Origin of the sequence: Natrinema amylolyticum (assembly GCF_020515625.1) — an archaeon.
GTDB classification, from domain to species: domain Archaea; phylum Halobacteriota; class Halobacteria; order Halobacteriales; family Natrialbaceae; genus Natrinema; species Natrinema amylolyticum.
This window is the reverse complement of the sequence record NZ_JAIWPJ010000001.1, coordinates 2,033,698-2,048,448: the sequence shown is the minus strand read 5'-3', so window position 1 is coordinate 2,048,448 and position 14,751 is coordinate 2,033,698. Positions and strand designations below refer to the sequence as shown.

The 14,751-nt window shown below is 65.3% G+C and carries 20 protein-coding genes and 2 tRNA genes; 10 read left to right on the top strand and 12 right to left on the bottom strand.

What is annotated here, in order from left to right:
• The first annotated feature begins 204 nt into the window (after nt 1-204).
• A tRNA-Cys gene (locus tag LDH66_RS10130) sits at nt 205-280 on the top strand.
• Nucleotides 281-529: 249 nt separating this feature from the next.
• Here the strand turns inward: LDH66_RS10130 and LDH66_RS10125 are convergent.
• From LDH66_RS10125 to LDH66_RS10115, 3 genes are all read right to left on the bottom strand, one after another.
• Nucleotides 530-603 (bottom strand) — tRNA-Lys (locus tag LDH66_RS10125).
• 70 nt (nt 604-673) lie between these two features.
• A complete protein-coding gene (locus LDH66_RS10120) occupies nt 674-1,369 on the bottom strand; it encodes a DUF7119 family protein (protein WP_226480926.1) in 696 nt (231 codons plus the stop codon).
• Nucleotides 1,370-1,426: 57 nt separating this feature from the next.
• A complete protein-coding gene (locus LDH66_RS10115; protein ID WP_226480925.1) occupies nt 1,427-1,567 on the bottom strand; it encodes a hypothetical protein in 141 nt (46 codons plus the stop codon).
• A 1,221-nt stretch (nt 1,568-2,788) separates the two neighbouring features.
• Here LDH66_RS10115 and LDH66_RS10110 point away from each other — a divergent pair.
• From LDH66_RS10110 to LDH66_RS10085, 7 genes are all read left to right on the top strand, one after another.
• Nucleotides 2,789-3,070 (top strand): DUF6360 family protein, encoded by a 282-nt coding sequence (locus LDH66_RS10110; protein WP_226480924.1) that lies wholly within the window; start codon nt 2,789-2,791, stop codon nt 3,068-3,070.
• 101 nt (nt 3,071-3,171) lie between these two features.
• On the top strand, nt 3,172-3,666 hold the full coding sequence (locus LDH66_RS10105; protein WP_226480923.1) for a ferritin-like domain-containing protein: 495 nt from the start codon (nt 3,172-3,174) through the stop codon (nt 3,664-3,666).
• A gap of 5 nt (nt 3,667-3,671) precedes the next feature.
• Nucleotides 3,672-3,794: a hypothetical protein gene (locus tag LDH66_RS22930; protein WP_264182242.1), complete on the top strand. Its 123-nt coding sequence runs from the start codon at nt 3,672-3,674 to the stop codon at nt 3,792-3,794.
• A 113-nt stretch (nt 3,795-3,907) separates the two neighbouring features.
• Entirely contained in the window at nt 3,908-4,381 is a 474-nt protein-coding gene (gene rimI / locus LDH66_RS10100) for a ribosomal protein S18-alanine N-acetyltransferase (RefSeq protein ID WP_226480922.1), read from the top strand.
• A gap of 44 nt (nt 4,382-4,425) precedes the next feature.
• Nucleotides 4,426-4,887 carry a DUF5810 domain-containing protein gene (locus LDH66_RS10095; RefSeq protein WP_226480921.1) on the top strand — a complete coding sequence of 154 codons (462 nt, stop codon included), beginning with the start codon at nt 4,426-4,428 and terminating at the stop codon, nt 4,885-4,887.
• A 25-nt stretch (nt 4,888-4,912) separates the two neighbouring features.
• Nucleotides 4,913-5,332 carry a DUF5809 family protein gene (locus LDH66_RS10090; protein WP_226480920.1) on the top strand — a complete coding sequence of 140 codons (420 nt, stop codon included), beginning with the start codon at nt 4,913-4,915 and terminating at the stop codon, nt 5,330-5,332.
• 90 nt (nt 5,333-5,422) lie between these two features.
• A complete protein-coding gene (locus tag LDH66_RS10085) occupies nt 5,423-6,016 on the top strand; it encodes an NUDIX hydrolase (protein WP_226480919.1) in 594 nt (197 codons plus the stop codon).
• Nucleotides 6,017-6,063: 47 nt separating this feature from the next.
• Here the strand turns inward: LDH66_RS10085 and LDH66_RS10080 are convergent, their stop codons facing one another.
• The gene (locus LDH66_RS10080; RefSeq protein WP_226480918.1) at nt 6,064-6,315 is read right to left on the bottom strand and encodes a PLDc N-terminal domain-containing protein; all 252 of its coding nucleotides are present in this window, start codon (nt 6,313-6,315) and stop codon (nt 6,064-6,066) included.
• 156 nt (nt 6,316-6,471) lie between these two features.
• Between LDH66_RS10080 and LDH66_RS10075 the strand changes: the two genes are divergently transcribed.
• Complete coding sequence (locus tag LDH66_RS10075) at nt 6,472-6,837, top strand: rhodanese-like domain-containing protein (RefSeq protein WP_226480917.1); 366 nt, start codon at nt 6,472-6,474, stop codon at nt 6,835-6,837.
• 238 nt (nt 6,838-7,075) lie between these two features.
• Here the strand turns inward: LDH66_RS10075 and yciH are convergent, their stop codons facing one another.
• From yciH to LDH66_RS10045, 6 genes are all read right to left on the bottom strand, one after another.
• Complete coding sequence (gene yciH, locus LDH66_RS10070; RefSeq protein ID WP_006183677.1) at nt 7,076-7,369, bottom strand: stress response translation initiation inhibitor YciH; 294 nt, start codon at nt 7,367-7,369, stop codon at nt 7,076-7,078.
• A gap of 167 nt (nt 7,370-7,536) precedes the next feature.
• Nucleotides 7,537-9,849: a transglutaminase TgpA family protein gene (locus LDH66_RS10065; RefSeq protein ID WP_226480916.1), complete on the bottom strand. Its 2,313-nt coding sequence runs from the start codon at nt 9,847-9,849 to the stop codon at nt 7,537-7,539.
• On the bottom strand, nt 9,846-10,919 hold the full coding sequence (locus LDH66_RS10060; RefSeq protein WP_226480915.1) for a DUF58 domain-containing protein: 1,074 nt from the start codon (nt 10,917-10,919) through the stop codon (nt 9,846-9,848). Before LDH66_RS10060 ends, LDH66_RS10065 begins: the two co-directional genes overlap by 4 nt.
• The gene (locus tag LDH66_RS10055) at nt 10,916-11,893 is read right to left on the bottom strand and encodes an AAA family ATPase (protein ID WP_226480914.1); all 978 of its coding nucleotides are present in this window, start codon (nt 11,891-11,893) and stop codon (nt 10,916-10,918) included. The genes LDH66_RS10060 and LDH66_RS10055 overlap by 4 nt, the downstream gene beginning before the upstream one ends.
• A gap of 268 nt (nt 11,894-12,161) precedes the next feature.
• Nucleotides 12,162-12,356: a cold-shock protein gene (locus tag LDH66_RS10050; protein WP_006183681.1), complete on the bottom strand. Its 195-nt coding sequence runs from the start codon at nt 12,354-12,356 to the stop codon at nt 12,162-12,164.
• A 93-nt stretch (nt 12,357-12,449) separates the two neighbouring features.
• Nucleotides 12,450-12,650 (bottom strand): DUF7573 domain-containing protein, encoded by a 201-nt coding sequence (locus LDH66_RS10045; protein WP_226480913.1) that lies wholly within the window; start codon nt 12,648-12,650, stop codon nt 12,450-12,452.
• Nucleotides 12,651-12,734: 84 nt separating this feature from the next.
• Between LDH66_RS10045 and LDH66_RS10040 the strand changes: the two genes are divergently transcribed.
• Nucleotides 12,735-12,929: a DUF8024 family protein gene (locus tag LDH66_RS10040; protein ID WP_226480912.1), complete on the top strand. Its 195-nt coding sequence runs from the start codon at nt 12,735-12,737 to the stop codon at nt 12,927-12,929.
• A gap of 25 nt (nt 12,930-12,954) precedes the next feature.
• Here LDH66_RS10040 and LDH66_RS10035 read toward each other — a convergent pair whose 3' ends face one another.
• Together LDH66_RS10035 and LDH66_RS10030 are read right to left on the bottom strand one after the other, a co-directional pair.
• Nucleotides 12,955-13,968, bottom strand: a complete 1,014-nt coding sequence (locus LDH66_RS10035; protein ID WP_226480911.1) for a 5,10-methylenetetrahydromethanopterin reductase — start codon at nt 13,966-13,968, stop codon at nt 12,955-12,957.
• Entirely contained in the window at nt 13,965-14,738 is a 774-nt protein-coding gene (locus tag LDH66_RS10030) for a coenzyme F420-0:L-glutamate ligase (RefSeq protein ID WP_226480910.1), read from the bottom strand. The genes LDH66_RS10035 and LDH66_RS10030 overlap by 4 nt, the downstream gene beginning before the upstream one ends.
• Between the last annotated feature and the right edge of the window lie 13 nt (nt 14,739-14,751).

The following is a 14,751-nucleotide window of genomic DNA, read 5'->3' as shown; positions in this document are numbered from 1 at the left end:
ACGGAAGATAAGCTCGCCTGCGTTACGATCAGTACTGGAGTGGGCGACCCTCTGGGAAATTCGTTTCGCCGCCACCACTCATACTCGTTTCAACCCCGCACAGCATCGGCTGTGCGGGGTTTTCTGCATATATAGCCAGAAACCCCAACAGGGATTGTTCCGTACCGCTATGCTTAAACGAACGCAGCATCAACGATGGAATGCGCCAAGGTGGCAGAGTCCGGCCGAACGCAGCGGCCTGCAGAGCCGCCCACCGCCGGTTCAAATCCGGCCCTTGGCTTTCTCTTCACGATACGATAGACGTCCCTAGCTTTACTTGGAACTCTGTTCGTCTTTCTTCGACTCCTCCATCTCAAGATCGCGATGCATAAAGACAGTATCAGACAACCGGTTCCAGTCAGAACGTCCAGAGAACTGGCTCGTATTGTTTAGTCTGCTGCACGACGACGCGAAGGATCGAAGACTCGGTTTCACCAAATCGCTTCAGATCCGCTGCTGATTCCTCACGAGTTTGTTTGTCGTCAGAAAGCGGGCCGGGCGCGATTTGAACACGCGACCGTCTGGTTAAAAGCCAGACGCTCTGCCAGACTGAGCTACCGGCCCCGTGTCTTCCCTTTTCGGTGAGCGGCGGTTAAACGTTTCTTTCTGCATCGCCGGCTGGGGCGCTCGAAGCTCATTCGAAGTACTGTTCGAGAGCATCGGTAACTATCTCACCGGGATCGACGCCCTCGATCGAGGCGCGTCGTCGGAGATCGCGGTAGGTAGTCGGTGAGAGAGTGAGCTCGAGTCGACCGAGGGTGACATCGTGTTCGGCGAGAGCCTGGTCGATAGAGGTGCCGTCGTTGATGGCGCTGGCGACGCTGCGGACGTCGCGGACGGTGAGGTTTCCGTCGAGGGTGGCCCACGCGAGGAGGAGTCGTGCTTCGCCGCCGACACGGGCGATATGCTTGGCAGCGGTCGGAGCGATCTGTCCGAGTGCGACCTGCTTTCGGACCGATCGCGGGAGGTCGTGGACGCGGGCCCACTTGCGAATGAACGAGACAGTGGCGTCGCCGCCGGCGCGTTCGGCGGCGGCCTTGTAGGAACCCTCGCCGCGGACGAGGGCGGCGCAGGCGGCTGCACCGCGGAGCATGTAGAGGTGATCGTCGTTGGTATTGCCGGCGGCGAACTGGCGGACGGTTTCGGCAGCGTCCGCGAGACTCTCGGGATCGTCGGGATCGAACTGGACGGCCTCGCGAGCACGGGTCCCGGCGACTGATTCGTCGCCCCGGATAACTGGTGCACCGACGGGTGATTCGCGGTCCGTCGGAATCGAGCGGCCGTTCTCGCCGCGGCGGTGCGAACGATCACCGGGACGGTTATCGGACATGCACCTCAGTACGGGTTTCGGCGTCAAAAAGATCGTTGCCGGGGCGAAATTCTCGCCTCACTCCTCTCGCTGTTCGGCGAGGTGCTCCCAGATCTCCGTACAGCCGGCGCCTTCTTCGATATCGTCGAGATGGGCGTCGTCGCGCTCCTCCGCATCCTGCTCAACCGGCTCTGGTTTGCATTCGGCTGTATCAGTCATTGGCGGCCATTCGAACCCCGTAGGCATAAGTATCGCTTCGGCTGCAAACGATACCCGTGCTCTGTCTTATGGGTGGATTATGCCGCTATCTCTGACGGGAACGTTATTTGATACGTCCGGGTGCTGTACAGATCGCGTCGAAAGAGACGGCACAGAAACGATAGTAGCCATCAAGGCGAATACAGGATCGGCTGGTACTAGCTGACTGGTCGAGCAGATACGAGTCATTACTCGAGCCGGAGCTACCGGACAGTTGTCAGCCCGGTCCGGAACGAGACCGACGGACCTCGGCTCTAGAGGGTATGAGTCCTCGTCTCAGTCGAGTCGGTGCGCGATGTCCGCTTCGTCGCAGCGCATTTAGAGGTGCAACGGGCGACAGTGAGCGCAGAGTGAGACGGGTCACAGGGTATCGACCGTCGTCGTTCGGCAGTCAGTGTGAGACCGGGTCGTCTCCGTTCCCGAGCCGATATTCGCGTTATAGCATCGAGCGGGGCGCAGCTCCGTTCCGATCTAGTTGTGGCAAAAGCAGCCGGTAAGTGAGGTGATCGGTTCGATGCTCCAGCAGATGATCGTCACAACCCGGGAACATGACGCGTGCATCCGGAACCGTTCGAGCATCGAGTCCCGTTATCGGTGCCGATCGAACGCGCCCGGAAATTGGGTTCGGACGTTCTGCAGTTGGCGATCCGCACCGGTCTCGTGGAGCGCGTCATGGCCGTCGCATCGTCCGTTTCGACGTCGGTGCGTCGAGATTCGGCCGAGAAACTCGTCCGCGCGACATCCTCGAGTGCTCGTTCGTCGGTACCGGTGAGCGGAGGTCTTGCGGGAGGTAGATCCGAGAGTACCGGCCTGGCCGCCGATCACGCGGTCGGCGATCGTTTCGAGCACGCCGTCGATCGCCTCGTGCGGCGACGTCTCTGTCGCTGACCACCGCGGGACGTGCGAGTTCGATCGGTCCGACGGGATCGTCGATAGTGGAGCCCGTTCGTTCGTCGACGTGCTCGGGTGCGGTCGATTCCGTTCGCTCGAGGCGGTCCGTGTCCGTGGTTATGTCGATTACCGGCGCAGTAGCGGGACGGTCGCGCGGACGCTCGCGCCGTCCGGAACTGGCAGCGAGGATCGAGTGAGCTCGTTGTGTGCATGGCCGGGATGTTTCGTACCGATGAGCGCTCGGTCGACGGCTACCCGTATAAGTGGTCGGAGCGTGAGAACCGAACTGACATGTCCGATCGACTGATGACGGTCAACGCGTACACGACGCTGGATTACGTCGAGGGGAAGGCGATAGGCGAGACGTTCGAGTGGGAATCCGTCGCCGTCGTGAACGCGACGGCCGACCGCGAGGATCCCGATGCGATTCGCCTCGAGCTCGAACTCGACAATCTCTCCGAGGAACACGTGCCGAAACACATGGAGAAACTCGAGTTGACGCCGACGCAGGCGCGTGCGCTCGCCGCGGATCTCGAGAAACACGCCGACCGCGTCGAAGACGCGGCGGAGTAGTTGCGACTCTCGAGAGAGCGTCGACGGCTCGCCCGCGGGCGCCTGCCGTCGCAGGCTGCCGTCTTTTTCTCCCGGCTGGTGAACGGCTGAGTGGTTACACCATGAGTATGGACACGATTCAGGATCTGTTCGAGCACGGCCTCGAAGACATCTATCACGCGGAGCATCAGCTTCTCGACGCGCTCGAGGAACTCGAGGGGAACACCGAGCGCGACGAAATCTCACAGGCGTTTTCGTCGCACCGCGAGGAGACCCAGGACCAGATCGATCGGCTCGAGGAGGTCTTCGACATGTTCGGCGAGCCGCCGGAGAAAGAGGAGTGCGAGGGGATCGAAGGGCTCCTCGAGGAGTACGAGGAGTTCACGTCGATGGATCCCGCCCAGGACGTCATGGACTACCACAACATGGCGGCCGCCGAGAAGACCGAACACTACGAGATCGCGGCCTACGGGAACTTGATCCCGCTCGCGGACCAGCTCGGGATGGACGAGGCGGCCGATCTCCTCGAGGAGAACCTCCGGGAGGAGCAAGGCGCCCTCGAGGAGCTGACGGAACTGACCGAAGACTTCGAGATGGACGCGATCCCGGCGGAGTGAGTAGCATGGGCGACGACAGCGATTCCGAAGCGGACGAGGAACAGACCCAGTACGGCGGCACCGAGGACGAGGAGCCGACGACGACTATCGACGACGGTGACGACGAGGAGGAGAGCGACGACGAGTAAGTCGTTCCCGTCTCGCGGGCCGACTTCGGCCGGCCCGAACGGCCTCCGGCTCCCCCCAAGTAGAACTGCCGAGACGCATACGGCTTTTATTGTTCGGTATGTTACCTCCACGTGTGACAACGCCCGCGCCGGAGGACGGTGAGGAAGTGACGGTCCGACCCGCGGAGCGTGCGGATCTGCTCGCGGTCGTTCGCATCGAGAATGAATCGTTTTCGCAGCCTTGGCCCTACGACGCGTTCGAGCGGTTTCTCGGCGAGCCGGGCTTTCTCGTCGCCGAAGCCGACGGCGAGATCGCCGGGTACGTCGTCGCTGACGTGACCCAGCAGATCGGCCGCGCGCTCGGCCACGTCAAGGATATCGCCGTCCACCCGGACTACCGCGGCGACGGAATCGGGTCGACGCTCCTCTCCCGATCGCTCGGCGTGCTCGCTGCCCACGGTGCGGGGACGGTCAAACTCGAGGTGCGACGCTCGAACGACGGGGCGAAACGGCTCTATCGGGAGTTCGATTTCGATCCGCTCCGTCGGGTACCGGAGTACTACGCCAACGGCGAGGACGCGATCGTGATGATCCGGAAACTCGGCTAGCCGGGTGCGGGACGTTTTACCGTTCGCAGCCGGTACCGGACCCCATGGGATACGCCTGTCCGGTCTGTGACACCGAGGAGGCCGACGCGGTTCATCTCGCCAACCACCTCGCGATCACTGCATCGCTCGGTCGCGAGGACCATCGCGAGTGGCTCGAGGACCACGCGCCCGACTGGGGAGAGTGCAGCCCCGAGGAGCTCGGCGAGATCGTCAGTCCGCACGCGACGGAGATCGAGACGCCCGAGTTCGAGGAGTCCGGTCACCATCACGGCCACGAACCCGGCCGTCCCGACTCGCTCGAAGGCGGAATCGCTCGTCAGAGTCGCCAGCCCGGCCGCGGATCGCTGACTAGCGAAGCCGAGACCGTTCTGCAGGAGGCCGCGGAGCTGACCCGGGAGATGCAGGCCTCGAGCGACGGAAGCGAGGACGCCGGAGACGACGAACCGGAGTCGAACGCCGACGCTGAGGGGACCGACGGCGACGCCGGTGAGAACGAAAACGCGTAACTGCCGGTCCGTCGACTAGCCGGGTATGCACACGGTGGGGACGTTCACCTTCGAGTCGGCCGAAGACGCACGCACACAGTACGAGTCGGTCGGTCCCGCGGCCCAGACGGTCGTCCGCGAGGTCGCGAAGGCCATGGAGTTCGACCGCGAGGAGTACGACGAGCGCGTCACCGGTGACGTCGTCGAGACGGCCCGGGACGCGCTGTTCGCGAACTTACTCGAGGTGCAGGTCGGGGACCGCGAGGAGTTCGAGGACTGGCGCGAGAGCTACGACGGCGAGGTGACGACGGTCGGCCACGAGGACGTCGACCGCGTCGTCTGGCACGCGGGGCCGGACGGCGAGGCCGTCGCGGCGACCTTCCAGAACGAGGAGGACGCGGCGGTGGCGACGCTTCGCCGACAGGCGTTCGGCCGGTTGTATCGAGAGCTCGTCGATCGATCGTAACTCCGATCGACCCGCTTGAGCGGTCGGTGCCGATCTATCGCTGCCGAAAAACGGCCACCTATTACCGCCTCGAGCCCGCAGTGGGACGCGATGACTGCACCCGACGAGTGGGACTTACTCGAGGAGCGAACCGAGTACGAGACGGGCTGGTACGACGGCGGCTACGACCTGCTCGAACAGCCCGACGGGACGGAGAAGCGATACTACTGGGCGGACCTGCCGCCCGCGGTCGTCGTGGTCGCGCGGATCGACGGGAGCGTCCTCTCGGATACGGACGGCGGTGTCGGTGACGGTACTGGTGCCAGCGACGATCGAATCCTGTTCGTCGAACAGTACCGACCCACTATTCGTGAGACCCACCTCGAACTGCCCGCAGGGATCGTCGAGGACGGCGAGTCCTACACGCAGGCGGCGACGCGCGAACTCGAGGAGGAGACCGGGTTCCGACCGTCGAGTACGGCCCTGCTACAGGAGTACGCGGTCGCGACCGGCGTCCTCCGTCACGACCGCGCGATCGTCTACGCCGAGGGGCTCGAGCCGGGCGACCGGGAACTCGACAGCAACGAGTTCCTCGAGGTAACGACGGTGCCGGTGGGCGAGGCGCTCGAGCGCGCTCGCGAGCAGCCGACGAACGACGCGACGCTGTCGGGGCTGTTATTGGCGAAGGAGGACGGCCTGCTCTGAGCGGCGAGCGCGGGAACGCGGCTCCGCGGACTCGAGGACTGGCCGCTTTAGAACTGCGTCTGACGGCTCGAACGCCCCCTCCGATCTTCTCTTCCAATGAGGATATAGAGCAGCAGACCCAGAAGCCCGCCGAAGAAGACGACGAGCGTCCAGAGCGCCGCACTATGGGGGCTGTTCGACTGTGCATCGGTGTACACCCATACCAGCGCAGCGATCTGGATAACGACCAGGAGCAGGCCGATGAGCAGTACTCCGCCGCTGCCGGCTTGCATCGGGAAGAGGGCAGTCAGTGGGACCATTATCGGAAATATACAACAATTCACGTATATGTTTTCTGTTCTGACCATCCGGTCCTGATCTATCGATCGGAACCGGTTCGCGGCCGAATCGCCGACGGATCCCGCTCCCGGTCCGAACCCCTGTTCTTATTCGCGTCGATGCGCAATAGCACGGTAATGGACGGCGAAATCTCCACGGACGAGGTCAAGGAACTCCTCGAGGAGGATGCCGACGTTCGCATCGTCGACATCCGTGACGAGCGGAGCTTCGAACACAGCCACATTCCGGATAGCGAAAACATTCCTTTCAACGAACTCATGGACCGCATCGAGGAGCTCGAGGGAGATGATCACATCGTCACCGTCTGTCCCCACGGCAAGGCCAGCGTACAGGCCGCACAGCTCATCGGCTCCTACGAGGGAACCGCCGACGCGCGCGTCGAGAGTATGGAAGGGGGACTCGACAAGTATGGCATGAAGTTCGGGCTCGTCCGCGAGGCGGACGACGAGGACGAATCGGCCGAACGCGAGTCGCCGTTCTGACCGTTCCGGACGATCCGCGGTGTCTCAGACGCTTTCGAACGACAGCGGTGCGTTTCCGTCGCCGCGCAGTGTCCGGTCGGATTCGGTTCGCGGTGACTCGAGGCCCGGCGATCGCGGTCGCTCGAGTCGGCGTCAGGGACGGCGGCGACGCGACTGGATGATAGTCGTGCGTAAAAAAACGGCGTAGAGAGTGCGACGCGGTCGTGGGTTCGGAAGTCGTCTCAGAGCATCGCGGGCATTAGGCGACGTTGAAGCCGCGGTCCCGAAGGAACTCCTCGATGCGGCCGGTGTGGTTCCCTTGGAGTTCGATCTGGTCGTCCTCCACGGTCCCACCACAGGCGAATTTGGACTTGAGATCCGACGAGAGACTGTCCAGATCGACGTCCTTCGGATCGAATCCTTCGACGATCGTTACCTCTTTTCCGTATCTGCGCTCGTCAATGCGGATGTTGAGCTGTTGTTGGCCCTTAGCCACGTCTTCGCAGACGCAGAGTTCTTGGGGCAGCCCGCACGTCGAGCAGACTTCCGACATTACGTTCGTAGCTATGAAACGGGCATATTAAACACTATCGGGACCCGCATGCCCTCGCGTGGTTCTTTTTGAGTGCTCGGAGGGATGGACCGTCGGAACGTCGCCGTTGAACGAACGCGACCGTCTTGTGACCGAATTCGATTCGCTCGGGACGGTGGGTCACAGCGTCAGCGAAGCCGATTGATGACCGGCAACTGGTCGCGGGCGAGTTCGTCGACGATCGCGATCGCCTCGTCGGCCTCCGCTCGGCTGACGCCCCCGCCATAGGTCGCCCGTTCGTAGCACTCGAGGACCTGCTCGATCTGCGGATCGAGCGCGTCCTCCCCGTTCATCTCGGTCGTCGAAAGCGCCGTCAGATACGCGCGAGCCGACTCCGCGGGACGGCGCGGCCGGTACTGGTGGGCAAAGAGTCGCTCGAGCCGGTCGAAGGCATGTTCGGCGTCCCGGTCGGGATCGGCCCGGAAGCCGTGCCAATAGATCCCGATCCCGCGACGGAGACGCGTCGCCGCACCGGTCCGGTGTGCGCCCGCGGCGAGACCGACGAGGAGGACGAGCCCGATCGCGCCCGTCTCGCGGACGACGGTGACGAGGCGTTCGCTCAGTGTCTCGCCGGTATCGGCCGTCTCACCGGCCGTGCGGTCACCGGTGTCAGTCGGATCGGTCGTATTGTTCGTGTCGTTCGGATCCGGTTCGTCGGTCGGCTCATCGCTCGGATCACTCTCGTTGGGCGCGTTCGGATCGGACGACGGCTCGTTCGGATCGGTAGGCTCGGATTCGGGCGGTTCGATGGGGTCGTCCTCGTCGTCGATCGGAACGTCCTCGCTGTCCTCGGTGTCCGCCGCCTCGTTGCCGTTCGCACGGGCCTCCTCGAGGCGATCGGTGTGAACGTCGGCGCGGCCGCCGCCGGGCGTCGGGTCGAACCGGACCCAGCCGTGGTCGGGGAAGTAGACCTCGACCCAGGAGTGGGCGTCGAGCCCGCGGACGACGTACTCGTCGTCGTCGACCTGCTGGCCGGTCGTGTAGCCGGTGACGTATCGGGCCGGGACCCCCTCTTCGCGGAGCATCTGCGTCATCGTCGTCGCGAAGTAGACGCAGTAGCCCTCGTCCATCTCGAGGAGGAATTCCTCGGCGACGTTGCCGGCGGGCTGTGAGACCTCGAGCGAGTAGTCCTTCGAGGTGCGGAGGTGGCTCTCGATCTCAGCCGCCGTCTCGTACGGAGTGTCGGCGTCGGCCGTGATCTCGGCGGTCCGGTCGGCGAACTCGCTCGAGGAGTCTTCGGGCGTCTGGAGGTAGCGTTCGGTGACCGCCTCGGGGTAGTCCGTCCCCGCGTTCCGGAGCTCGGACGGGCTCGCGTCGACGACCGCGCTCTCGACGGTGTAGCTCTCGCCCGCCTCGAGGGGCGCTTCGGGCCGGGGCTGGCCGTGTCTGGAGACGGTCGTTTCCCGGGTTACCTCGCCATCGAGGGACAGCGGTTGCGGTGCGACGGGCATGATACCGAGTCTCGTTTCGGCGGTAACGGTCTGCTCGACGGTGTCGTAGTTCCTGGGCGGATTCGCGAGCCGCCCGTCGTATCGGTTACTCTGGCCGGTCCGGATCCACTCGTCGCCGGTGAACCGGTCGTAGACCCCCGTACGCCAGTAGGATCCCCGCTCGGACTCGACGGTAAACCGTACCTCCGGCGAGAGGTCGACCTGTCCCGAAATTCCCGACCGCTGGGGCGCGGAATCGATCGTCGCCTCGAGCGAGCCGGGTTCTCCCTGGACGAGGTGGGTCGGTCCCGTCGGTTGGCCGGGGACGATCGTCACCGACAGCGAGAGGGCGATGATCACCGCGAACAGGACGGCGAGCAGGTCCGCCTGCGCGATCGAACCGCCCCGCCGCTCGAGTTCGCCGAAGGCGATGGCGCCGATGGCGGCGAGGGTGCCGGTCAGCGTGACGAGCGTCCCCGCGTCGCCGGTCAGGACGAGGAACCCCAACGCGATGCCGCCGGGGACGACGCCGAGTCCGTACCGTCCGCGGACGGCGAGATACCACGAGAGGAAGACGGGGGCGGGTGCGAATCCGAGCGTCCAGATGCCGGCCTGGACCATCCGGAGCAGCGGCAGGCCGGTCGCGAGCGCGACGGTGTCCGAGAGGATGGCGTTCGTTCCCGAGAGGACCGCACTGAGCGGGACGCCCGCCGACGTGAGGTAGTAGGCGAACCCGAATCCGGCCGCCGCCAGTGCGAGAATCCCCGCGGTTCGGGGGCGGATCACTCGTGCGAGAACCGTCGCCGCGACCACCATGAGTCCGACGAGCGCGAACAATGACCGACTGCCACCGACGACCGACGTAATGCCGTACAGGACGGCCACGTACGATCCGGTCAGGGCGAGTATGCAGCCGAGGGCGAGGAGACGGACGCCGTCGGTGCCGACGGCGCCGTCCGTTCCCAACGATACCGTTCGATTCCCAGTGTGGCTGGACGATTTCGTGCTCATGCGCTCATCCCCGGCCGTTCGCCGGTGTCGCTGTCGCGTCGACCGTCGCTCGCGGGTCGATCCCGATCGGTCCGCCTCTCTCCGCCCTCTCGGCCGCGGCCACAGAGCCGGTCGAACGGAATGTCGCGGTCCTCGACGACGATCGTCGTCCCGTCGTCGTCGGTTCGGACCAGGACGTCCGCGTCCTGTCGGGTTCGGTCCGGGAGTTCGCCGGGACCGGCGACGGCCAGTAGCTGGAGTATCTCGCGATGATGTGCTCGGCCTGACCCTGGCGGTCGCGTTCCGTCCGGGACGGTGACCGCGACCGTCGCGCCCTGCTCGAGGAGGGCGGTCGCGACGGTGGCGGCGGCCGACGCCATTTCGTCGTCGCCGTCGGTGAGACACTCGGCGGCGACGGTAGCAGCCCCGGCATCCTCGTCGTCCGCGTACTCCGTAACGACCAGTTCGTCGTTCGGTCGCTTGGCCGCGGTCTTCCAGTGGACATCGCGCAGCGGGTCTCCCCGTCGATACTCCCGGAGGTGGTCGAACTCCTCGTCGACGTGGCGGTCCGCGACGCTGGCGAGCGTCTGGACATCGGCGGCCCCGCCCTCCAGTTCGCGGACGCGCGGATACACGATGACGGGCGTCGTCTCTTCGTACTCGAACCGGCGCTCGACGAGGCCGACGAGATCGCTGACGGTGACCGAGAGCGGCCCGACCCGGCGTTCGCCCCGCGCCTCGAGTCGAACGTCGTACGTAACGGTGTCGTCGCCCGCGAGGGTCGTTTCCGAGACCGGGTTCGTCGTCGAAGAAAGCCCGTCGCCGACAATATCGCGGACGGTCGCCGCAGCGGTTCCGTCGGTCTCGATCGCGACCTCGATCGATCGCTCCTCGCCGATGAACCCCTCTTCGACGGGCCGACGGCTGACGCGGGGTCGGTCGGCGCGGCCGACCGCGATCAGACCGGCGAGCAACACGATGATGAGCGGGACGACGATGGCGTTCAACGCCCGCGGGCCGAACTGCCAGCTCAGGACGACGGCCACGAGTACGACGGCGACGACGGCCCAGCCGCGATAGGTGAGTCTCATTCGACGGGAACGCGCTCGAGTGCGTCCTCGACGACCGCGGTGCCGTCCCGATCGTGACCGTCGGTCTTGATCCGGTGGCTCAGCACGACCGGTGCCTCGGTCTGAATGTCGTCCGGAATCGCGTAGTCCCGGCCGTTCGCGACGGCACGCGCCTGGGCCGCTCGGAGCAGCGAAATCGTCCCGCGGGGACTGACGCCGATGTGGGCGTTCTCGCGAGTGTAGGTCGCGAGCCGCGTCGCGTACCGACGAACGGGTTCCGCGACCTGCACCGTCGAGACGGTCTCGCGGGCGGCGACGAGCGTTTCGCGGTCGGTGACCGCCTCGAGGGATTCGATCGGGTGGTCGCCAACCGTCCGGCCGAGCAGTTCGGCCTCCTCGTCGGGCGAGGGGTAGCCCAGATGGAGTTTCTTCATGAAGCGGTCGAGTTCGGCGAAGGGTAGATCGTAGGTGCGGTTGGGCTCGACGGCGTTCTGGGTCGCGATCACGGTAAACGGCGTGGGGAGCTCTCGAGTCGTACCGTCGGTGGTGACCTGTTCTTCCTCCATGGCCTCGAGCAGGGCGGCCTGGGTCTTCGGCGGTGCGCGGTTGATCTCGTCGCCGAGGACGATGTTGCCGAAGACGGGGCCGGACTGGAACTCGAATTCGCGAGTCTTCTGATTGAAGACGTTCACGCCGGTGACGTCGCTCGGGAGGAGATCGGGAGTGAACTGGACGCGGCTGAACGTACAGTCGACCGACGTGGCGATCGATCGCGCCAGCATCGTCTTGCCGACGCCGGGCACGTCGTCGAGGAGGACGTGGCCGCGCCCGAGGACGGCGGTGATGACGTGTTCGATCACCTCGTCGTGACCGACGATCACACGCGAGACGTTCGTCTCGATCTCGTCGCACAACCGTTCGACGGTCGAAATCTGGAGGGCGTCGTCGGCCGTCGATTCGGTACTCCGTTCCGGTGTCGGGTTGGCATCAGTCATAGTCTCGAGACGAGTGGTGGGGGCCCGGGCGAACCATTCGTTACTACGTCATCAGGGGCTCCGGAACATATGTTTTGTGTCATACGAAAAACTCGTTCGCTGAGACGTATCGTGCCGGCACCGGCTCACCGGCGATGCTCAGCGCTCGAGAGCGGATGACGTCTCTCGAGCCGACTGCTCGGTACGTCTCGCAGAACTCGTCACCGAAGCGACAGTGCCATCGCTACCGGCGAAGTAATCAGAAAACGATACCACTTACGGGATCAGCTTAGACTCGCTCGAGATTCGTCGCGCGCGGGCCCTTCTCGGCCTCCTCGATGTCGAACTCGACTTCCTGACCCTCCTCTAGGTCAGGACCGCCGATGTCCTCCATGTGGAAGAACACGTCCTCGTCCGCGTCGTCAGTCTCGATGAATCCATAGCCGCCAGTGTCGTTGAAGAAGTCGACCGTACCTTTCGCCATTGCATCTCAACAAAGCCGCGACGAAAATATAAACCTTCGGGAGTACACTCGCAAGCACCCCGTGCGCTTTCCGGTGGCCGCATCAGTCGCCGATTACCACTCCTTGCAGTCTGGACAGACAAGCGAGCCATCGGCGCGCCAGACGCGATCGGTCGTCGCCGCGCACTGACTGCAGGTGTACTCGCCCCACGCGTACGTCGAGAGCCCTGTCTCGTTCGCCGGTGACGCCTCCGTCGCGCTGTCCTCGTCGGGCGTCGTCGAATCGAAATCCGAAAGCGTCGCGTCGTCGGTCACGGACCGGGATACGACCGGCGGCGGCTTAATCCCACCTCATTCGGGACCGGCACGGCCAAGTAGCACCGGTAACAACCCCCGCATATGGACACCGTCACACCGGCGAACGTCATCGTGGACAACGTCACGGAAATGATCGGCCTCTTCACCGACGTCGCGATGGGGGCTGGCCTCGCGCCGCTGCTGGTCCTGATGGGCACGCTCCTCGTCATCTTCTCGATGGGCGTCTTCGGCGTCCTCACCCTCGGCGCGGTCGCGAACCTCTTCACCGCGAACTAACCCGCTATCGCACTTCTCGTCCGCGTCACGTCTCGGTCGCGCGAGCGAGCGCCTCGCTCGCTCGTTCCACCGCATCCTCGAGGTCCGGCCCCAGCGGCGAGCCCACGACGATTCCGTCGACGTGGGAGAGCGCCGCCTCGAACCGATCCGCGACCGTCTCGGTCGTCCCGGCGATACAGAAGGCGTCGATCATCGCGGGCGTGACGCGACCGAAGGCCTCGGGGAGATCGCCTCGCTCGAGCGCCTCGCTGACCGCGGTCGCCGCCTCTCGGTCGATACCGTGGCGTTCGAGGACCGGCTCCGCGGCCCCGCCGACGATGAACGCGACGGGCGGTCGAGCGGCCTCGCGCGCCTCGTTTTCCTCGGCCGCGACGCTGACGCTCGCGAACGCGAGCGACTCGAAGGGGGTGGATTCCGCAGGTCGCTCCGCGAGTCCCCGCTCTATCTGGCCCGCCGCCCACTCGAGATCCGTCGGATGCGCGGCGTTTATCAGCACGCCGTCGGCGTGCTTCGCGCTCATCCGGAGCATGTGCGGGCCCTGCGCGCCGACGTAGACCGGGATCCGCTCGGACGGCGGCTCGAGGTTGAGCGCCGCGTCCCGCGCGGTAAAGGTTCCCTCGTGAGTGACCGTCTCACCGTCCCAGAGGTCGCGAGCGAGATCGAACGTCTCGAGGACGCGCCGGAGCGGACTGTCGCGCTCGATCCCGAGGTTCGACAGCGAGGAGCGGTCGCCGGCACCGACGCCGAAGACGCCGCGGCCGTCACTGATTTCGTCGATCGTCGCCGTCTGCGCCGCGAGTTTCACGGGGTGAGTCTCGTAGGGGTTGACGACGCCTGGCCCCAACTGAATCTCTTCAGTGGCGTCGGCCATCCGCGACAGCACCACGAACGGATCGCGGTTGAAGTAGTGACTGCTCGCGAACGCGACGTCGAACCCCTCGGCTTCGGCGAGCGCGGCCAGGTCGGCAACGCGCTCGGGCGGATGTTCGGGGGTGAGTTCGATGCCCCAGGTCGTTCCGGTCGTGGATTCGTCGCTCATTCTCCCTCGAACCTCCACTCCCGCAGCGCCTGTCGAACCAGATCGTCGTCGACGGATCGAAAGAGCTCGTCGCTGCCCTCGTGGTCACCGAACTCCCAGTCCCGGACGACCACGGCGGGCGTCCCGCCGGCACCCTCCCCGGTGACGAGGTTCGCGGCGGCGGCGAGTTCGTCGACGACCGACTGAACGGTGACGCCGAGTTCGTGACCGTCGCGGTCCGCCTCGCCGCGCCAGTCCCGGCTCGCTGGCGTGCCCGCCCAACCGATCGCGACTCCGGTCTGTCCGTGCCGGAACGGTCGCCCACAGGTGTCCGTCACGACGACCGCGACGTCTTCGATTCCGCGGTCGGCGAGTCCTGCCCGGATTCGCTCTGCGCTCTCCGTCGGCCGCTTCGGCAGCAACAGGAGGTCGTGGTCGGGCACGTTCGAGCGGTCGATCCCCGCGTTCGGGCAGATGTGTCCGAAGCGCGTCTCGGCCAGCAGGAACGGACAGTCGATCAGCAGTTCCGAACTCTCTTCGATGATCGCCTGTGCGAACCGGGGATCCTTCTCCTCGCCCGCGATCTCCTCGAGCCGGTCGGCGATCTCCTGGGCCCGTCCGCTGACGGGGTAGTCCTCGAGGTCCGCCGTCCGGCCCTCGGCCTTCGAGACGATCGTGCTCGCGACCGTGAGCACGTCGCCGGGCTCGAGGGCGGCCCGATCCGCGACGAGAGCGGCGATGTCATCGCCGGGGCGGATTTCGGGCAGGTCCGCCACGCCGTTGAGTTCCATACCGGAGGGTGGG